Raw genomic sequence first — 18900 nt, 5'->3', positions numbered from 1 at the left:
AATAAAAACGTCCTAAGCATACTATTTTGTATACTTAGGACGAATAATAATATCCGCGTTACCACCTAAATTCAGGCTATCATAAAAGCCTGCACCTCATTGTGAGCCAGCACTCACATGTCTATGATCACGGTGACCTCCGTCAGAAGTTTTCTGATAAAAATCAGCTTCCCCTTCTGCTGCTCCCAGACGGGTTCAATATCCGAAAACCGAAGCCTCTCACCAACCGGCTCCTCTCTGAAGGTCTCAAGATACCTACTATTTCTGTTCTTAGCATTTGAAAAATATTTTAATCCATATTCTGAAAAAATCAACCCTCTTTTCTTAATTCAGCTTGCATCAGCAACGTCATCAAGCGCTTCATCTATCTCGTAATCATAGTAGAAATCAAGGCCATTATCGGGATTCTTCTTAACGTCTTCGCCGTATATGGTGCTCCAGTCATTTTTCATGGAAATCGGAGTCCATCCGTACTGATTGCAAAGATCGAGCATTTTTTCAGCCTTTTTAAGGTTTCCGTACTCTCTGTCAAGATCGTCGCAGCAAAGTGCGAAGGACATTGACTTGTAATCGTTGTTAAATACTGCATAGTTGAGCATGCTGGTATCGCCGCTGCTGTTTCCGAAGGCAAGAACAGGCTGAACGCCAATCTCCTGTACGATGAGAGAAACCTTGTTCATCTTAAGATTCTTGATGATGAAATCACCACCAAGGATGACCTGATCATCGCCTGTAAATACATAGGAAAGTCCGTCTTCGCCATTCTGGTTCGTCGCAACTAAAGTTTCACAGGATCCTTTTACCTGACTGTAAGGGATGTCAATTTTTCCATCAACAATTCCCCTGAGGATAAGTCTGTCAGTTCCGCTGACTACATATACTGTAAAGTCATAGGCCTGCAGGAACTCGACGATCTGCAGCATAGGCTTGTAGAACATATCCTCTCTCAGAAGATTGTCATATCCCGGTGCGGGCTGCTTTCTGAATTCCTCGCAATAATCAACGAACTCATCCACTGTCATTCCCGCAAAAGCAGAAGCAACTCCCTGTCCGTGCTTTATATCCATTCCTTCAGGATAAGTGTCTTCGCGGATACCCTCGAGCATCTCATAGCAGGTCTCCTTCTCGGTATCCGAAGCCTTGTCAATATAATCAGGATCCTGAAGTACACGATACAGCAACAGACTGTGATCAAAATAGATCGGATTCGTCTCACCAAACAGTGTTCCGTCCAGATCAAAGGTTGCGACCCTTCGCTCAACAGGAATAAAGTCCGGACTGCTCTCATCCGTAATAGCTTCCATATAAGACAGCAGCTGCTTCTTGGTCTCCGAATCATCAGTCCAATAAGATAGCGGATCCCCGTTTCCTTGTTTGAAAGCCTTTGTTGCAGCAGACTGCTGAGGTTTTACCGGATTGATCGCTATGGTGTAAATACTTCCAACCACCACGATCAGGATAATCAAAATAATAGTAATTACTTCCAGTGTTGATGTTTGTCTTTTTTCGTTCATCATTCTCCCCTTTTCATAAAAAATGTGTTTTAGTTTTTCCTTGCAATCGTAAAAATCTGTCATTATAGGAAACCCATAAACAATAATTATTATCCCATAAAAAGGGGTGTCAAATAGAAAACCACTTATAAACCTTAAATAAAAAAAATATAAACAAAAAACGGAAGCAATCAGCTTATCCGCTAACTACTTCCGTCTATTATCAGTGTACTGACACGATGATAATTTGATAAATTACTTGTATGAATTTTTAGCTATACAGGCTTATTCTTAAGTCCTATTCTTTCTTGTGAGTCCTAAAAATACTGAAACCATTGCCACTCCATAAATGCACCATATTATAAGCTTCGCAACACTGCCACTTCCCGCTGCGACTTCTATAATGCTCCTTACAATATTGACCACATGGAAAACCACAAGAATTAAAATTGCCACCACAACAATGATTCTTCTTACGGTATCATGCTGCAGCATCCAGGACACAAAAGGCAGTCCCAGATAGCGCTCCATGTTCATGTTATCCGCAATCAGGTCAATCGTAGACACAATCTCCGGGAAGATCTGACCCTTTTCCTCCTCCTCGTGAACGTAGGAAAGGTAATAATCAACTTCCATGTCCGCGTCGGCACTATCGGCTATCATTTTTTCACACAGAGCAAGAGAGCCCATAATCTGCTCCTTAAGGTCTTCGAGCTTCTGTTTGCGTTCCATCAGCATTACCTGAACATCTGCGTCCTCAGAGAGAAGTGTCTGTATATCTTCGATTGAAAAATCCAGCTTGCGATAAAGCATGATGTGCTTTAGCTTCATTACATCTTCTCCTGAGTAATCGCGATATTTACTGTCCTCTCTTCTTGCGGGATTTATCAGTCCCTTTCTCTCATAAAAACGTACCGTACTCTGATCTATATTTAAAAGATTCGCCACTTCACTTATTGTCATACCCTAAATTCTCCTCATTAAACAATAATTTTTTTCTTTGCAAAGTTTACCACACATTTGGGAAAATCGTAATAATCAAGCAGCGCTACCGCGTTAGTTTCCCCGCCGATGCCTTCATGAATAAGGTATTCAAATTCTACGCCATCGTCAGAAAGGATACATCTGAAATGATAGCAGTCGAATTCTCCCTGAAGTCTTTCAATAAGCTCATAGTCATGAGTTGCGACCATTACTATACAATTTTTATCAGAGAGATATCTCAGAACAGCCTCCGATGCTGCCAGTCGTTCATTCTTGTTGGTCCCCTTTAAAATCTCATCGACTGCGCAAAACACCGGCATGTCATCGGCTGCCACATCCAGCATGCGCTTTAAGTACTTAACCTCTCTGACATAGTAGCTTTCTCCGCTTTGAACATCATCTCGCACTGCCATTGAAGTCATGACCTTCATTCGCGGTAGCACAAAACTCTCTGCCGTACAGGTGTGTATTGTCTGTGCCAGGATTATGTTAATTGCTACGGCTTTGATAAAGGTCGATTTCCCCGAAGCATTGGCCCCCATGATGAAGGAATTGCGATCCAGTAAAATCGAATTGGGAACAGCTCCCGATACGAGCGGATGGATAAGGCCCTGAATTTCCATGGATTTGTTTTCAAATGAAGCTTTATCTTTGCCCTCTGCAAATGTCGGACGGCACCACACTTCCAGGCTCTGTCTGAAGGACGCGACGGAAATTGCCATGTCAATCTCGCCCACAAACTCAAAGAGTCTTGTTATTGCGGCTTCATCTTCCTTGATTAGTCTCACTATTTTGTTATATGAAGTCAGGTCCCACAGCGTTACTCCAAGAAGATAATCACCAAGCATTGCTTCAAAGCCAAGTTCTGCGCCGAGCTTTTTTGATACAAATCTCCCTGCGAAAAATCTAAGGCTCCGAAGGTTCTTCATATCTATAAGCGCATCCTTACTCATCCAGTCCCCGGGAATAATTTCCTTATTCTTAAAGCTGTCACAGGTCTCGAGAAGGATGCAGATTTCCTCAAGACAACCGACCATGGCCTCAGCTCTACTTTTCTCAAACATATAGATGACGAGGTTCACGCAGGCTGTTGTAATAAATAGAATCATCAGCATATCTGACATCGTAATTAGCCATCCGATCAGTGATGCCACAAGTGTCAGCTGCAGAATCTTAAAAAGAAGGACCTGATATTTGCCAAACGGTTCAAAATATGACATCAACTGCATCATATAATATGCCGTCTGCTTTTTGCCTATATTACGTAGTTTTTTCTCTATTTCACATCTCTGCACCTGGTTCAGAGTTAGGAAATCAGCCATTTTTCGAGTTTTTTCAGGTTACTTATTTCATTGGAATTTTGTGTGTAAAGATTTGCATTATCCTTTTTTGTATTATCTATTTTTGCATCTTCCGAAGAAGGCTTCAAATGGGATTCATCAATAAAATGGAGTCGGTGATATAAGACCTGCTCTCCGATGAAGCTTTTCGTATTATTTATCCTGAAGAAAACATCATCCATATCAAGATCATTCCAGGTTATGTCGTCGATGCATGTACCCTCACCTATCCTGTTGTGGTAAATTGCAATCTGCTTAAGTCGCTCCTTCCTCATATAATGAACTGCGTCCTTAGTCGGATCCTTTCCAAATGTATCCGCATTATTTCTTTTTCCCCAAATCAGATCAAACATTTTTGTACCTTCCTTATCATAGTTTTTTGTCATCTTGTGCGAAGATTTGTATTTTGCTTTTTGGCTTATTCATGACTTTTTTTCCTGTCATTTTGCTCTCTATACCGATGAATCTAAACTATGAACCAAGTGAAGAGTCAAGTATTTATGCGGATTTTTACTTATCGAAATGCATAAATCAATGAAAAGACAAGTAGATTAGGTTGATTTTTTAGGGGATTCCTACTTATACAAAGGTAAAAATCAATGCAAAAGCAAGTAAACTAGACAGATTTGTAATGGGATTCCTACTTGTCCAAAGGAATGAATCAACATAAAGGCAAGTAGACAGGTATTTTTTATAGTATGGCACGTCATAAGCTTCAAATCCATAAAAGTCGTGTAGCCTCGGCTCATTCTGAAGAGGAGTATGGCACGTCATATAGTCAAAATCCATAAAGACCGTGTATCACAGGCCCTTTCTGAAGGTGAAGCAATACACGTCATATGGCTTAATTCTATAAAAGGTCGTGTATCCTTGGCCAATTCTGGAAGAAAACAATACACGGCAAAAGGCTTAAATCTTAAAAGGACGTGTAGCCTTGCAGAAAAAAATGAGACCTCCAAAAGTCAGCTTTTAGTGCGACTTTTGAAGGTCCCATATTCTTAATTCAAAATAAGTTCATACTTGTAACCGGAGGCGATTTCGTCAGAGGCTCTGTTTTTTCTTCCCTCATAACGGCACTTCCTTGTCATTCCGATCTTTTCCATTGTCTTGTAGGACGCGGCATTTCTTATATCGCAACTGGCAATAAAGTGAGTTGTTCCTCTGCTTTTTGAAAAATAATCTATTGCTCCAAGCGCGGCTTCGGCGGCAAATCCATGGCCCTTGCTTTCCTTATTCAAAATCCATCCAAGCTCCACAATGTCGCCCAAGTAGTAAACGCTAAGCCCACCTATGTGTCTGCCCTCATGGATTATGGCAAATTCATAGGTATTCGGAACATCCTTGGCCCACTCTGCCTCAGCCCTCTTTAAGAATTCCAGCGTTTCATTCGAATCATCGTAGGGCAAAAACTCCATGTATTTTACGCTTTCTCTGTCGAGGGCATACGCATTTGTTGTCTCAAGATATTCCCTGCCAAGAGGCTTTAGCGTCAACCTCCCGGTATTAATTTCAAAGCTTTTCATCTCTGCTCCTCATCTCGCAAATTTCTTCGAATTGATTCACAGGTTATTTTAGCATGAAAACATTCAATCCGGCAGATTTGTGACTATTGTGTAGTGTAGTATATTTGTCCTTTTCCCAAGTTTTCTATAAGCTGAAATTTTCCAGGAAATTCACAAACTGTAATTCTTCGACTTAAGCAGTGTATATTTTCCGGCAAATATCTCCTTGCAGATCCTTAGCTCCAGTTCCTGTCTGTGCCTGAAGTGCTCAATAAGGCTCGCACTGCCTGACACTCCTTTTTCTTTTGCATAAGGAGAGTTGTCAAAGTATTGCATCATCATCGGAAACCACATCTCGTTTCCTTTGTCATCCGACCGCTCTTTTCTTATGACATCAATATTGGATGCGACATCATCTGCCTGAAGATACATTATCTGATACTTTTTTCCTGTGAGCGCTTTTCTTACTTCTCTGTAGAAATCTACAATCTGCTCATCGCTGCAATTTTGGAACAGGATCATATCTTCAACAATATTTTGGAAAATGGAACACTCAAAAATATTCTTATCTCCGTTCCAATTTCGAAGTCTCCTTAGGATAATCTCCTTAAAAGTTTCCGGCGAGAGATTCCCGTTATAGATTTCGTACTTCTCAAGATCCTTATGAAATCCCGGAATGTCCGTAATAATCTTTGTATAGCAGATAATCATGTGGTCATCTTCCGCAAAGCTTTTTTCCTCGATTTCATCCCTGATGTCATTGTATTTTTCAAGAATAGCATTGTAGGTCTCTTTGTTCACATAAGCGCACCAGGCAAGCTCCACCGGAGAATAATCGCCTTCACATACAGCTTTATAATCCGGATATTTTTCCGACAGATTTCTTACAAGTGTGCTCTTTCCGCTTCCCTGAAGTCCTTCCACAAAATAGTTCATTAAAAGTCCCCCTTCCCCAATCGTTCGTTGCATTTAATTCAATTACTCCCCATGCCACAATAGCTCATTGCATTTACTTCTTATTTACCTGCTTCCTGTAGTTGTAGATAATCCCGCCTTCAACGCTCTCATGGCAGAACCATTCGAAGCCTCTTGATGTCAGTTCGCTATCAGGACCGCTTCGCTTAAACTCATCATCACCATTGCAGATAACAAGCCAGCCGCCGTCCTTCGTGATGCGGGTAATCTCAGCAATTTCTTCCTCATAAAAATCGCCAATTACATGTCCGCTAAGAACAACATCGAAGGTGTCATTTTCATAAGGTAGGCTCAAAACCTCTCCGTCCAGTACCTTAACATTAGAGATTTCTTCAGCCTTTATCCTATCTCTCATGTATTCCCTGAGGCAATCGCAGGGCTCGCTGGCGTAGACTCTCTTTGCTTTCTTCGCTGCGGCAAAGGCAAGGCGCCCCGTACCGGAACCAACGTCCAGAACGATCTTGTCAGTCAGGTCAACCAGTTCATACAAATATTTCTCATCCCAGTTGCGAATATAATTAACCTCATTCATAACTTCAGGGAAAGCATAAACCACAAATGTCTCGTGGGCCTGAAGTATGGCAGCCTCAGCTTCCTTCATCTCAGCCTCAGTCCAGTTTCCATAAGGGATCTTGCTAATCTCATCAAGAAAGACTGTGCATTCGGGCGCCTTATTTCTCACATACCACTCCACATGAGGATACATGTGAAGCGCCTTCGCCATGTCCAGCTTATAGTCTCTGTCTCCATAGGAGAACCACTCGTTTGCTCCACAATCTGTAAATATCCATTTTAAAGCCCAGCGGTCAAATAATAAAAAGCAGTTCATATTATAATCTTTTGCATTAATCCAGTTATAACTCATCAATTCCTCCAAGTAATTCTTGTGTGCTAATTATTTTTGTTTAGAATTTTTCATTTCTTATGCTATTAACTGTGATTCATTAAGATCTTTTCAATATTGTCGGATGAGCATTATTAAACAATTTTATATTTCTTCAGCTCAATTTCTTTAATCATATCCTCCGTGGATTTCTCTGTGTTGTCATAAATGTGGCCTGCGTTTTCCGGCATTGCATCAAGTTCTCTTTTTAAAAACTTAGCTCTCTCGATCATGTCCAGATCACCACGGATGCGGATTCTTCTTTCAAGCTCGTCTTCATCAGCAGTAATGACAATGTAGTAGAGCTCTGCATTGTTCGATTCAGCAAGTGCCTTAACTCTGGAAAATTCGTTCTCAATCACATAGTCAATCAGGACATCCATCCCGTCCTTAAGTGCCCTGTCAGCTGTTGCAATTATGCAATCCCAGTTGAACTTAAGAATATCCTCCCACTGCACCTGATCGGAAGCCTCTCCGTTCACAAAGAAATCGTCCTTATCTTCGACCTCAACAAATCCCGCATGGAAATCATCTCCATGAATCACATATGCGGTTTTTCTATCTTGATTTACCAGGTGTCTTGCATAGGCATCCGTAAATGTTGATTTACCGGTGCCGCAAGCTCCTGAAACGAATATTATTTTTGCCATTTTGTCACCTCCAAAAAATTGTATTAATGCCGTAATCGGCCTATTGCTTTGTATGGGAACCTTAAGTTGTGGGATTTTGTCTTAAAAGAAAATGCACTAACTCACAGAGTAGTTATCCCTTGAGGACTGCATCAAAACCGATAAAAAAACCGCAGCCAATCAGCCACGGTTAAAGACAGCTTATCAAAATCTAAAATCAGAAAGCACAAACCGAGGTCATCATACTGTATTCATTTGAATTTCTATTTGCTACACCAAACATCTTGATTAACCTCGCTTTCTTTTAGATTTGTAACACAAAATTAAAATTATCAAAAATACGTAAATTAGTCAACTCTAAATATGCAAAATTTACCTTAAAATCCAAACTATCTCATAAATCCTGCTTACCAGATAAATCTTATTAACTCTTACCCCTCAGAAAAGATGTGAATCCTCACGCCACCTTCAATATCCTCAATTGTTCCGAAAAGATCCTTATTCTCAAGGTACGAAAGAGCTTCACTGTCTGTAAACACTTTAGGAACTGTGTGAAGGCTTCCGTCTTCGCCAAGCTCGCCGTTATTTTCTATAAAAATATGGCATTCCTTTCCTTCAAAATCGGTGCCCTCAAGAACATATCTTGCAGATAGTTTAAAGGTCTCTCCAGGTATCTCTTTCTGAGTGTCTACGCCTCCGGGAAGGATTTTCCCTTTAAAATTATCGCAGTCGACATCCCCGTCAAAGAGTATCATCCTTGCGGTTCCCACATGTCCTTTTACTTCGTTAACCCCTGTAATTCTGACGTTTATCGTCAATTCTTCCTTTTTCATTTTCCCTCCTCCATAAACGCAGTTTCATATCTTCCTTAGTCCTGCCAAATACGATAGATACGATCATCGCGATACGTTCTATCTAAGTTTATCAGATGCCGCATCGTCATAACAACAATCATGTATAACAGCTAAAACCTCATCAAACATTGCCATTACAGTATCATGCTGCCTGTTAATCTCATCTTCATCATTAGCAGTTGCGGCAGCTTCGAGCTCCTTTGCGAATTCGGAAAGCCTGTTAAAACCGATAGTCCTGGAGGAACTCTTTAGCGCATGAATGTATATGGAATAGTTTTTCCAATCTTTTGCTTTGTAAGCCTCAGCTATCTTTTCCTTGCGTTCATCTGCAGAATTCAAATAGTCTTCAAGTATCTCACGATAGAACTCCTCTTCACCGCCGCAAAAATCCATTGCATTTTCAGTATCACAGCCAGCTTCGGACAGTTTTTCAACCATAGATGTTGATCCGGCAAACTCGATAACGGCTTCATCATTTTCTTCTGTCACAGGCGGACTCTTGATAAACTCTGAAGGAAGATATTTGCGGATCATATTTTCAAGATCTATTCCCTTTACAGGCTTGGACAGATAATCCTGGAAACCATCCGCAAGAATGCGTTCCTTTGCACCTCTTATAGCGTCTGCGGTGAAGCAGACAACAGGTGTCTCCAGATTCATATGATTTTCTAAGGAGCGTATGGCAGCGAGGGTCTGGGTTCCATCCATTACAGGCATGCGCTGGTCAAGAATGATCAAATCATACCTGTTCTTATCTGCAAGCGCTATAGCATCCTTTCCACTGATTGCAGTATCAATAGCAATACCTGTACGCTCGAGAAGACTTGTCACCACGAGCAGGTTCATCCTGGTATCATCCACCACGAGAATACGTGCATCAGGTGCATAGAGATAATCCTCTTCCTCAAAATCCTCTGCCACATCCACTACCGCGATAGTGTAATCGCCAAGAGGCGCAGCATCCTCGATTTTCTGCCATAATTCAAAACTGAAAACCGAGCCCTCTCCATATACGCTCTCAACCTTAAGCTCACTTCCCATGAGTTTAAGAAGGCTCGTAGTAATAGGCATTCCAAGGCCAGTGCCCTCGATATTGCGGTTTTTAACCTGGTCAAGACGCTCGAAGGATTCAAACAGCTTACCCATATCGCTTTCTTTGATTCCAATACCGGTATCCCTGACTTCAACATATAGAAGTATGTTGTCTCCCTCAATTTTCCTGGAGCTGACAGAGAATCTGACAGATCCCTCATGCGTGTATTTCACAGCATTGGTAAGTAAATTCATGATGATCTGATTTACTCTTGCGTCATCTCCGTAAAGCATCTTTGGGAGTGAAGGATCCACATCAACTATAAATTCCAGTCCTTTTCCCTCTGCTCTTTCACGAATTGAGCTCTCTAAATAGATTATCTCTTTTCCAAGGCTATAAGGAACCGGAATGATTTCCATTTTGCCGTCTTCGATTTTGGAAAAATCGAGAATGCTGTTTATTATCTGCAGCAGATTGTTTCCTGAGATTCTGATATTTCTGGAATAATTAACGATACTCTTATCTCTTGCCTGTCGCAGCACCATCTCATTCATGCCAAGTATTGCATTTATCGGTGTGCGGATTTCATGGGACATGTCCGCAAGGAAACGACTCTTAGCCTTATTGGCCTCATCTGCCGACTGCTTTTCAAGCATCAGAACCTGCGCTTCATATTCCTGCTTTTGCCTGTTTCTGTTAAGCTCTTCCACCTTTATGCTGTTTATCTGCTCGGTTTTATAGCTCAGATAATAGAAGAATGAAATGAGTACGAAAATGATCAGTGAAACAACAATATTCACTGCAAGCTGTGAGTAGACCTCTTTATATAACTCAGCATCACTTACGACTATAACTACATACCACTGCCCTATGACATCATGTATGAAAAGAGTATATGCCTCACCTTCAAATGAAGCCTCCACGGAAGCATTGTCAGCGCCGGAGATCAAGTTAAACAGATCCTCTCCATATTTATCTATTATGTTCTGGCCATTGTTTTCGTGGTCATGATGGGAAATTATCATGCCATCACTTCCTACAACCATTCCATAGCCTTTTCCGCTTATATTGATATTATCTGTAATTTCCTGAACGTGATTTACCACAAGGTCAAGAGCCACAACCTGCCTTTTATGGTAGTCTCCCTCTTTTCCTCCATCGTCAAGAAGCTTACATATTGTTAATACAACTGAATGAGTCTGGGCATCAACATATGGCGAAACAATGATGGTCTCACCCTTTGCATCTACTGCAGATTTATACCAGTCCCTAACTTCAACATTGTAGTCATCAGGTGGTATCCATCCTGAGCCATCCATATATTCGCCGTCTATATACGCATAAAGTCCTGTAAAATTCTCGTCGAACTGCTCGGACTGATTTTGCGTCTGCCTGACAATATAATCGAGTATCTCCTCATTGGACAGACCGTTTTTCACCATAAGCTCAACGGTATCCGCTGTAACCCATAGAACAGATCTGGCCACTCCGACATAGTTTTCCAAATCCGTAGCGATTGATCCGGCCTTTGATTCTCCATCCTCTATAAGCCCATCAACTGAGACACTATAGAAAAGCCTTGAAGTATATATCACGGAAAAAATCATCAACCCCAGCGTTATAAGTATGGTGAAAACAAAATCAAACCTACTGCGCATTTTTCCTATAGCAGAATTGTGCTTAGCCGGATCCTCATCCCTCTTGTATTTCATTGCTGTCATGACTATCACTATGAAAATCAGCGAGACAAGAAGAATAGATATACCAAAAAGTGTAATGGCAATCGAACCATAGATATTCTTATCGCCACCACCCTCAGGAAACGCTCTTTTCATAAGAAGAGCCACATTATAGCCGCCGATTGACCCAAAAAGTACAATCGAGGAAACAATTATCTGAAGATACCGCTGGAGTTTTGCTTCAAGAGCACTTTTCTCATAGTTAAGAAGCCCCCGATTTTCATAGTCTTTGGAAATCGCCCTTGAAATGAGCACAAGAACAACTGATTCGCACAATGCAAAAATGTAATACATGCTGAAAGGAAGAAATGGCCAGTCAAAGCATGACGAGGTCCACATTCCATATTCGAATGTGATAAAAAGAAGGCCTGCTCCGTGAGTCCAGGGGAAACTGAAGCCATCTTTTCTGTGAGTGTACCAGTAAAGCAAAGACTGCATACAAGTGCAGGCTATGGCTGTCGCAAGACCACCCTCCCAGATATTATTAATCAGTCCGCCATAGGGAATATATATCAGAAATTGAATAAAATTTATCGGAATAGGGATAAGCATCAGAGGATGAAAATAGCCCTTAACCTCAGGAAGGCGCATATTTAGCACCGCAACCAACAGAACAGCATATCCCACATTCCAGCCAAAATAGGCCATGAACTCAGATACATCCGGATTATTGCCAATAACAAGGGTATAAATAGTCCAGTAATAGTCACTTAAAAAGTGCATCATGAAAAACACGGAAATGTAGAACCATCCGCGCTTAGGAATCTTTAGATACTTATATAAAGTAAGCAGCAATCCTATGATTGCCGCCATCAGCATTATGACGTTTTCGATAAGATCTAAATCCATTGTAACTATATGTTTCCTTTCGCATAGTGTTACACGTTAATTATAATTTATCGAAAACCTGTATTTTATGATAATTCCATAACTTTTTCATAACCAAATTGAAAACCAAACGGCCATTTGGTTAAAGCTATTTTGACATGCAATAAATAAGTATTGCCTGCTGCACCTTCAAAAGACTATCTTTAAACTCATATCCAACAAAAAAGTCAGAATCAATTGCGTCTGCGGATACTTCTTCGCCGCGATAGAAGGGCGGACATGGATTAAGGATTGCTCCTTTGTTTGCCTGCTCTAAGACGCCCTTCGTAATCTGATAATCTTCAAAATCATTAAGGATGGCCTGAGAAAGGGAGTCTGTGCAGACTACATCTTTTCCTATAATGGCCTCTTGTAAAGAGTTACTGTGCCTTACACCCGGAACCGCGTATTCGTCAGGGCTGCACTGGGATAGAGAAAAGCCGAAGACTTCTGATGCTTCCTTCCATGCCTTTCCTATATTCCCCGAAGGTCCGACAAACAAGTATTCATCGTCAAGATAGCTTGTTCTCCGCTTCGACAGAGCATAGAGATCAGACATCATCTCGCAGGGATGATTGTCGTCAGTCATGGCATTTATAACGGGAACATTCATGGCAGCGGACATCTTTTCAAGCATATTGATGTCCTTGTACCGCACGATAACAGCGTCAGCCCAGTTTTGAAGATACCCGCATACATCTTTGATATCTTCCTTCTTGTCTAAAGTCGAAGGGTCAAAAAGTATTGTCTGACCACCAAGAAGATATATGCCTTTTTCAAAGGTAACTCTTGTTCTTATGCTGCTTGCGGGGAAAAACATCACTATTGTTTTTCCTTCGAGAGAGCCTCTATACTCTTCGATATTGTCCGCTATTTTGAAAATCTGTAGCAGTTCATCTTTCTTAAAATCCGTTAGCCTTATGAAGGATTGCATTTCCCAACCTCTTTTCATTTTCAAATCACTGGTTACAGTTTCAATACCATGGGAGTATATTATTATGTTCAAATTATTTTCCGCAACTCTCAGCATCCCTTATCACAGCAGGTATCTCAGACAGATCATCGCTATCCGCATCAGCTTCTATAATTTCCTGTCTGAATTCCCACAAATCATCTGCATATTCAGCGGTAGGCTCTGCAAGCTTTATCTCATCCATTTTTGAACCTCTATCCATCGTGTATTTATTTTTCAGCTTCAATCTTTTTGAGCGTATCATCCAAGATTTCTTTTCTCAGCTCTGTGAGCCAGTCGGAGAACGCAACTGTATCAAAAGCGTATGTTTTGTTGAGCTCATACTCATTATCAGCCCATGTATCAAGCGGAGATTCATTGTGCTGAATGAGCGCTTCAAGCTTATCAAGAGCTTTGTAAAGCTTTGCCTCTTTTGTCTCCTGTGCATCCATCTCCTCGTATAACTCAGCTATATCCTTTGATAATTCCTCAGGAAGAGATTTTACCCACTTATTCAGAAGGGAATCCTCGACCTCTCTATCATTGTCCGTTTTTATAAAAGTCGGAATATCTCCGGTAAAGCATTCTCCAAGGTCGTGGATCAGACACATGCTCACAACCTTGTCTATATCCAAATCCGAAAACTCGTGTTTTAAAAGAAATGCCATAAGCGAAATACGCCAGCTATGTTCAGCAACACTCTCCGTTCTGCGGTTTGTGGTCGTACAATGCCTTGGTGTATCCTTTAATCTCTCAGCTACATGTAAAATATCCAAATACTCCCTTGCTTTCATTCATCTCCTCCTAACTCATAGTTTTGTAAATAATCATCTGTTCTGTTTTTGGCTAAAATCTTATTTGGCGATACATTTTTCAGCCAGCAAAAGTCCTGCAATTGTCCCATTTACTTTTATCTTGTTTGAGATACACATATCAATTGCTTCTTCAAACGGAACAAGTTTAAATTCAATGTCCTCGGATTCTTCCAGCTTTTGGGAACTCACTTTTCTTATGTTCCTTGCAAGAAATATGTTTACCATGTTGGTGTCTTTGGTGGGGTAATCATATCCCGAAAGAAGCTTTGTCCAATCGTCAGATTCGTAGCCTGTTTCTTCAAGCAGCTCTCTTTTTGCAGTATCAAGCGCACTGCCATCCTCTATCACTCCGCCCGGCAGCTCATAGAGAAATTCATCCACAGGGTAGCGATATTCCTTTTTAATCAGAACATTATTGTCCTCATCCATCGCCACAATTATGGATACATTCTTTTTTTCAAAAACATAGAAATCATCCATGCTATGGCCATTCGGCAATAATACTTTGTCTTTAGCAAGCTTAACCCACTTGTTGTTTATAATGTATTCCCGCCCCAATTGTTTCCATTTTTCCATATTGTTCCCTCTTTAATTCTCGTAATTCTTCCGGCATTCATCTTTAACTCATACGAGCACTCTTTCCTTAAGTCCATTCAATCGAATGTCGTTCAGCTCCTCAGCTGTCAAACACCCCGACCGGTACAGTCGTAAATATTCCTTTGAAACATCAGAATCAAAAATCAGTACATCGTCTGAGTTTATGGTTACGTCTACTCCTTTTCTGTATAACTGTGCTATGGGATGGTCCTTCATATCGGAAACTCTGCCTAAGAGGACATTGCTTGTAGGAGTAATATTTAACCTGATTTTTTTCTCAGCAAGATAATCAATAACACTTTCATCCAGCACTGCTGCTATGCCGTGTTGAACTTCATGTAAATGCAGCAATTCTACAGCGGTTCTTACATCCTCCGCGGTTCCCCATTCACCTACATGGGCCTTTAAAACAAGGCCATTTTCAGCAGCCTTTTCATAGATTGGAATAAACTTGTCTATAGGCTGCGCCATTTCGTCGCCATATAAGTCAATGGAATAAAACTCCTTATGTCCCCAGAAGTGCTTTAGGCAATCTTCCAGGTAATCGATCCCGCAATGCCTGGATAGACCGATCTGTAACCTCAATTCAATTTCAGAAGCGATTTTTGCGTTTGCTTCCTGAAATGCCGCAATCAGCTCTTCTATATCGTCATGGAAAAAAGCGCCAAGTCCCCATACGTCTTCACCGATTTCCAATATGGTTACTCCGTCTTTTCTTGCCTGCTCGAAGGTTGCCTCAATCAGGAGCCTTCGCCCCTCCGTACTGTTAAAGCGATTGCCAATATACTGTGCACTCCAGGCGTCCATCTCGCTCATGGAGCTTAGTGTTTTTGATATAGGTTTAATTTCATAGCCTGTTTTAGATTGGATGAATTCTCTGCATCCGCCAAGGACGAAGTGATTATGAAGATCCGCCTTGGGGAATTGCCGAATTACATCTAAATTGCCATTTTTAATTGCCTCTATAAAAATTGAATCTTCTAGCATGGTGTTTCTTCAATTTTCCTCTAAATAACTATGTTGTAGTTCGTGGGTTACTTGTCTTTCTATAAAGTTTGAATTTGGACAAGTAGTATTTCTCTTATGGGACGTGCCTGACTACTTGTCTTTTTGCTGATTCTCATCTTTGGGCAAGTAGTATTCCTCTTATGGGGCGTGTCGAACTACTTGCCTTGTTGCTGATTGTTATCTTTGACAAGTAGTATTCCTCTTATAGGGCATATAGGATTACATGTCTTTTTTCAAATTATTCATTTTGACATGTAGGTTTTACTCTCTAAAGTTTGTCCGTCTACACGTCTTTTCACAAATATTAAGCTTTGTCGTGTAGCATTTACTCTATGAAGCTTGTCCGGCTGCACGTCTTTTCACAAATATCAAGCTTTGTCGTGTAGCATTTACTCTATGAAGCTTGTCCGGCTGCACGACTTTTTGTAAATTTTGAACTTTAACTTCATTCACACACTCTGGTTTGACTCCCATGGTTTCTAACAATAGCAAAATACCAAAGAGCGATCATTACGCCGCCCAAAACATAAGTAAACTCATGAATAGATGCAAACATAACATCGCAGTATCTGTCCAAAGGTGTAAGGAATATCGCAAATGCAACTGACACGATCATCCACAGGATACTTAAAATCAATATGCTTTTGTTTTTGAAGAATTTTAGGACATTAACATAAAAAGCGCTTCCATAAAGCCATAAGCAAAGAACTATAAGTGCATGCGAAGTTCTCTCTATCAATCGTCCTTTTAAGACTGTGCAAAAAAGCACAGCGAAGATAAGAGCTACTATGACCGGAGCAGCTAATAAAAGTTTTCTGATTCCATCAGTTACTTTCCTGGTTTTAGCTGATGGCTCAGCTTTTCCTGCCATAATAGAAGCAAAAAGAAACCCCAAACATATCATTACCAAAACTATTACACTAATCATTTGTCATACCCTCCGATAGTCTTCTGAAACTTCCAAAAACGACCTGTTCCCCTGTATGTAATCCGCATAGGCCGTTTCAGCATCTTTCCCATGAAAAACTTTGCAAAGACCACACATGTCACAGTCGGCAATGCATGGAAATCTTTTCTTTATATATTCTCTGCGCTCTTCAATTGTTGACTCTGATATTTCAGGTGGATTCCCCATAATTTCCCTCCTCTCTATATCTGTCGTGATGACATTTCCCCCTTACTCCTGATTTACTTTTTAAAAAGCCAGCCCCTCAATAATACTTGCAGAAGCCCATGGCATCAGTGCAAACCAGGTGCTAGCAGGAGAGCCGTCAGGATACTTCTCTGTCAAAAGCCCCTGGCAGAAACAGAACCTCTCCGACATCCATCCGGGTTCTCCGTAACCGTATTCTTTGTCATAGGTATTAAATGTCTGAAGGCTCCATTTTACTGTATCTTCAAGCCTTTCCTTCATGTATTTGTCACCTGAGGCATCAACGTAATATCTCATCTCCGGTATGATCGTGCTGGACATTGGATGGATATGCGGATTGGCAGTAGAGGTAATACTTCCGCCACATGAAGACCATCCAATCTTACTTAAGGGCATCACAGAAACCGGCGTATTGTATGAAAGCTTAAAGCTGCATTCGTAATACAATGCAAATTTCATATGTTCCAAAAGATAGTCTTCTTTTGTGATTTCATGAAGTATTCTTAATGCGCGAACATATGCCAGGATTCCTTCATCATCCACAGCTTTATCAGTATCGAGCGGCCCACCATAACATTCGCACTTAACTACATACGCATCATAATAGTGCTGCTCACTCTTCTTCAAAGCATCCAGATATTCCGTATCCCCTGTAACAAATTCGTATAGAGCCGTTGCAGTAAGACACCATGCGCCGCCCATCGAATCATATTCAAGACCTGCGCCGGTATTCTCTGAAAAAGAGAAGGGATATTCGTGATCGGAATTCATTTCAGAATTCATTTTACGTATCACGGGGACAACAAATGTGATCCAGTCATCATGTACTATATTGTGTTCATTCTTTTCTGACAGATATGCTTTGAGAATATAGTAAACCGCCTGCCCGTTTAAATATGCGCTGTGTCCGCCGCTGTGCATTCCGTTGTACCACCATCCACGAACAGACCATTTGCCATCATCCACGGCATCATACAGAAGATTAGAATTCGGATTAAAACTGTTCCGGACCACATTATCAATAAATTCAAGACTCTGTCTTCTGGCCTTTTCATCTTGTATGCTGTTTGCGGCAAAAAGCATTGGAACAGCAACAGATAATCCATTCGTCCAGGAAAGAGATCCAATCTTGTTATATCTTGGTTCTTCCCTGTCATATACAAATCCCGAGTACATTTTCTCGTCTTCAAGCCACGCATTATCTCTTATGGCACCGCTCAAAAGGGTAAGTGCCTTTTCGCTATCCATACCCTTAATGGTTCTTGGAGCTTCATGAAAGCACTCATAAGTATGCGTCAAGGCCCTGTATATCGCACGTTCATCCTCTCCCTCGTAGTCATAAATGATGATGGAAAATTCTATAGTCTCACCGGCCTTTATACAAAATGAATTCTTTTTATCGACTGCTCTCCTCTCAAGCACAGTTGCTGTCTGAACGAAAAGCCATGGAGCATCCTCGTAGCCAAGTGTATAGCCCACGCTCACTTTTCCATTATCATTTATATTGCAGCTAAAACCGCCATACTGCACGAATTCTGCGCCTTCAGTTTTTTTCACACCCTCTTCACATGATACCGGAACGGATTTACCATTTTCACATACCCAGTATGGAGGAGCGGCAATTCCTTTCACTTTTCCCAAAGAAAAAACCAGGCTTACAGGTTCAGCCAGCCTGTCACTCCTTGTCATAAAGTATTGAGATTCCGGCATTCCTTCGGGATTTCTTTTTATTCTAGGGAACGCCTTTCGACCGGAAGATGGCTTGTCTGCGGTATTGGTGTTGTACATTAATCCCGGCATAAAGAACTTGGGGTTCTCATCATCGGCCATAAATTTCAAGTGTATAACCCCATTAAAATCTTCTTTTGAGGTGTTGGTTATCCCCACCTTCACATCAGTATAAAAACCGTTCGCATCATCCTTTTCATCGGATAATACAATCTTTAGTCCATATTTATCGCATGAATAATAATCGCTATGCTCACCTTCGGAGCTCCGTGCTACGCAATTGATATCCTGTATATTCATCCTCTATCCCCAACATGTTATTTCTGAATCAACTTTTTTCATAAACCC

Annotated in this window: 18 protein-coding genes and 1 other annotated feature; all 18 genes read right to left on the bottom strand. The window is 41.0% G+C overall.

Features of this window, described 5'->3' with window-relative positions:
* Positions 1–32: 32 nt before the first annotated feature.
* Positions 33–281, bottom strand: a binding site (T-box leader).
* Positions 282–329: 48 nt separating this feature from the next.
* Positions 330–1514, bottom strand: coding sequence for a haloacid dehalogenase-like hydrolase (locus G586_RS21535; RefSeq protein WP_196811535.1), 1185 nt, complete (start codon positions 1512–1514; stop codon positions 330–332).
* A gap of 270 nt (positions 1515–1784) precedes the next feature.
* Positions 1785–2456, bottom strand: coding sequence for a MerR family transcriptional regulator (locus G586_RS0102590; RefSeq protein ID WP_026526440.1), 672 nt, complete (start codon positions 2454–2456; stop codon positions 1785–1787).
* 17 nt (positions 2457–2473) lie between these two features.
* A complete protein-coding gene (locus G586_RS24550) occupies positions 2474–3697 on the bottom strand; it encodes a MutS-related protein (RefSeq protein WP_196811534.1) in 1224 nt (407 codons plus the stop codon).
* Between the two features lie 86 nt (positions 3698–3783).
* Positions 3784–4203, bottom strand: a complete 420-nt coding sequence (locus G586_RS26865) for a hypothetical protein (protein ID WP_242831955.1) — start codon at positions 4201–4203, stop codon at positions 3784–3786.
* 612 nt (positions 4204–4815) lie between these two features.
* Positions 4816–5340, bottom strand: a complete 525-nt coding sequence (locus G586_RS0102570; RefSeq protein WP_026526436.1) for a GNAT family N-acetyltransferase — start codon at positions 5338–5340, stop codon at positions 4816–4818.
* A gap of 150 nt (positions 5341–5490) precedes the next feature.
* The gene (locus G586_RS0102565) at positions 5491–6255 is read right to left on the bottom strand and encodes a deoxynucleoside kinase (protein ID WP_026526435.1); all 765 of its coding nucleotides are present in this window, start codon (positions 6253–6255) and stop codon (positions 5491–5493) included.
* Positions 6256–6328: 73 nt separating this feature from the next.
* A complete protein-coding gene (locus G586_RS0102560) occupies positions 6329–7159 on the bottom strand; it encodes a class I SAM-dependent methyltransferase (protein ID WP_026526434.1) in 831 nt (276 codons plus the stop codon).
* A gap of 113 nt (positions 7160–7272) precedes the next feature.
* A complete protein-coding gene (locus tag G586_RS0102555; protein ID WP_026526433.1) occupies positions 7273–7827 on the bottom strand; it encodes an AAA family ATPase in 555 nt (184 codons plus the stop codon).
* A gap of 410 nt (positions 7828–8237) precedes the next feature.
* Positions 8238–8639: a DUF3237 family protein gene (locus G586_RS0102550; RefSeq protein ID WP_026526432.1), complete on the bottom strand. Its 402-nt coding sequence runs from the start codon at positions 8637–8639 to the stop codon at positions 8238–8240.
* A gap of 78 nt (positions 8640–8717) precedes the next feature.
* Positions 8718–12281: a hybrid sensor histidine kinase/response regulator gene (locus tag G586_RS24545; RefSeq protein ID WP_051204442.1), complete on the bottom strand. Its 3564-nt coding sequence runs from the start codon at positions 12279–12281 to the stop codon at positions 8718–8720.
* 127 nt (positions 12282–12408) lie between these two features.
* A complete protein-coding gene (locus G586_RS0102540; RefSeq protein WP_242831954.1) occupies positions 12409–13305 on the bottom strand; it encodes an ornithine carbamoyltransferase in 897 nt (298 codons plus the stop codon).
* Between the two features lies 1 nt (position 13306).
* A complete protein-coding gene (locus tag G586_RS25945; RefSeq protein WP_155834009.1) occupies positions 13307–13474 on the bottom strand; it encodes a hypothetical protein in 168 nt (55 codons plus the stop codon).
* 7 nt (positions 13475–13481) lie between these two features.
* Entirely contained in the window at positions 13482–14045 is a 564-nt protein-coding gene (locus G586_RS0102530; protein ID WP_026526430.1) for an HD domain-containing protein, read from the bottom strand.
* Positions 14046–14105: 60 nt separating this feature from the next.
* Positions 14106–14642, bottom strand: a complete 537-nt coding sequence (locus G586_RS0102525; RefSeq protein WP_026526429.1) for an NUDIX hydrolase — start codon at positions 14640–14642, stop codon at positions 14106–14108.
* Positions 14643–14690: 48 nt separating this feature from the next.
* Positions 14691–15650 carry a hypothetical protein gene (locus G586_RS0102520; protein WP_026526428.1) on the bottom strand — a complete coding sequence of 320 codons (960 nt, stop codon included), beginning with the start codon at positions 15648–15650 and terminating at the stop codon, positions 14691–14693.
* Between the two features lie 466 nt (positions 15651–16116).
* Entirely contained in the window at positions 16117–16599 is a 483-nt protein-coding gene (locus G586_RS0102515) for a hypothetical protein (RefSeq protein ID WP_026526427.1), read from the bottom strand.
* A gap of 3 nt (positions 16600–16602) precedes the next feature.
* Positions 16603–16806, bottom strand: a complete 204-nt coding sequence (locus tag G586_RS0102510; RefSeq protein ID WP_026526426.1) for a hypothetical protein — start codon at positions 16804–16806, stop codon at positions 16603–16605.
* A 60-nt stretch (positions 16807–16866) separates the two neighbouring features.
* On the bottom strand, positions 16867–18852 hold the full coding sequence (locus G586_RS0102505; RefSeq protein WP_026526425.1) for a hypothetical protein: 1986 nt from the start codon (positions 18850–18852) through the stop codon (positions 16867–16869).
* Between the last annotated feature and the right edge of the window lie 48 nt (positions 18853–18900).

Source organism: Butyrivibrio sp. VCD2006 (assembly GCF_000423925.1).
Classification (GTDB): domain Bacteria; phylum Bacillota; class Clostridia; order Lachnospirales; family Lachnospiraceae; genus Butyrivibrio.
The sequence above is the reverse complement of the archived record's forward strand: the minus strand, read 5'-3'. Positions and strand labels throughout refer to the sequence as shown.

Excerpts from the sequence above, each read along its gene's own strand:
- G586_RS21535 (WP_196811535.1), bottom strand. The coding sequence starts at position 1,514 with ATGAACGAAAAAAGACAAACATCAACACTGGAAGTAATTACTATTATT.
- G586_RS0102590 (WP_026526440.1), bottom strand. The coding sequence starts at position 2,456 with ATGACAATAAGTGAAGTGGCGAATCTTTTAAATATAGATCAGAGTACG.
- G586_RS24550 (WP_196811534.1), bottom strand. The coding sequence starts at position 3,697 with ATGTCATATTTTGAACCGTTTGGCAAATATCAGGTCCTTCTTTTTAAG.
- G586_RS26865 (WP_242831955.1), bottom strand. The coding sequence starts at position 4,203 with ATGACAAAAAACTATGATAAGGAAGGTACAAAAATGTTTGATCTGATT.
- G586_RS0102570 (WP_026526436.1), bottom strand. The coding sequence starts at position 5,340 with ATGAAAAGCTTTGAAATTAATACCGGGAGGTTGACGCTAAAGCCTCTT.
- G586_RS0102565 (WP_026526435.1), bottom strand. The coding sequence starts at position 6,255 with ATGAACTATTTTGTGGAAGGACTTCAGGGAAGCGGAAAGAGCACACTT.
- G586_RS0102560 (WP_026526434.1), bottom strand. The coding sequence starts at position 7,159 with ATGAGTTATAACTGGATTAATGCAAAAGATTATAATATGAACTGCTTT.
- G586_RS0102555 (WP_026526433.1), bottom strand. The coding sequence starts at position 7,827 with ATGGCAAAAATAATATTCGTTTCAGGAGCTTGCGGCACCGGTAAATCA.
- G586_RS0102550 (WP_026526432.1), bottom strand. The coding sequence starts at position 8,639 with ATGAAAAAGGAAGAATTGACGATAAACGTCAGAATTACAGGGGTTAAC.
- G586_RS24545 (WP_051204442.1), bottom strand. The coding sequence starts at position 12,281 with ATGGATTTAGATCTTATCGAAAACGTCATAATGCTGATGGCGGCAATC.
- G586_RS25945 (WP_155834009.1), bottom strand. The coding sequence starts at position 13,474 with ATGGATAGAGGTTCAAAAATGGATGAGATAAAGCTTGCAGAGCCTACC.
- G586_RS0102530 (WP_026526430.1), bottom strand. The coding sequence starts at position 14,045 with ATGAAAGCAAGGGAGTATTTGGATATTTTACATGTAGCTGAGAGATTA.
- G586_RS0102525 (WP_026526429.1), bottom strand. The coding sequence starts at position 14,642 with ATGGAAAAATGGAAACAATTGGGGCGGGAATACATTATAAACAACAAG.
- G586_RS0102520 (WP_026526428.1), bottom strand. The coding sequence starts at position 15,650 with ATGCTAGAAGATTCAATTTTTATAGAGGCAATTAAAAATGGCAATTTA.
- G586_RS0102515 (WP_026526427.1), bottom strand. The coding sequence starts at position 16,599 with ATGATTAGTGTAATAGTTTTGGTAATGATATGTTTGGGGTTTCTTTTT.
- G586_RS0102510 (WP_026526426.1), bottom strand. The coding sequence starts at position 16,806 with ATGGGGAATCCACCTGAAATATCAGAGTCAACAATTGAAGAGCGCAGA.
- G586_RS0102505 (WP_026526425.1), bottom strand. The coding sequence starts at position 18,852 with ATGAATATACAGGATATCAATTGCGTAGCACGGAGCTCCGAAGGTGAG.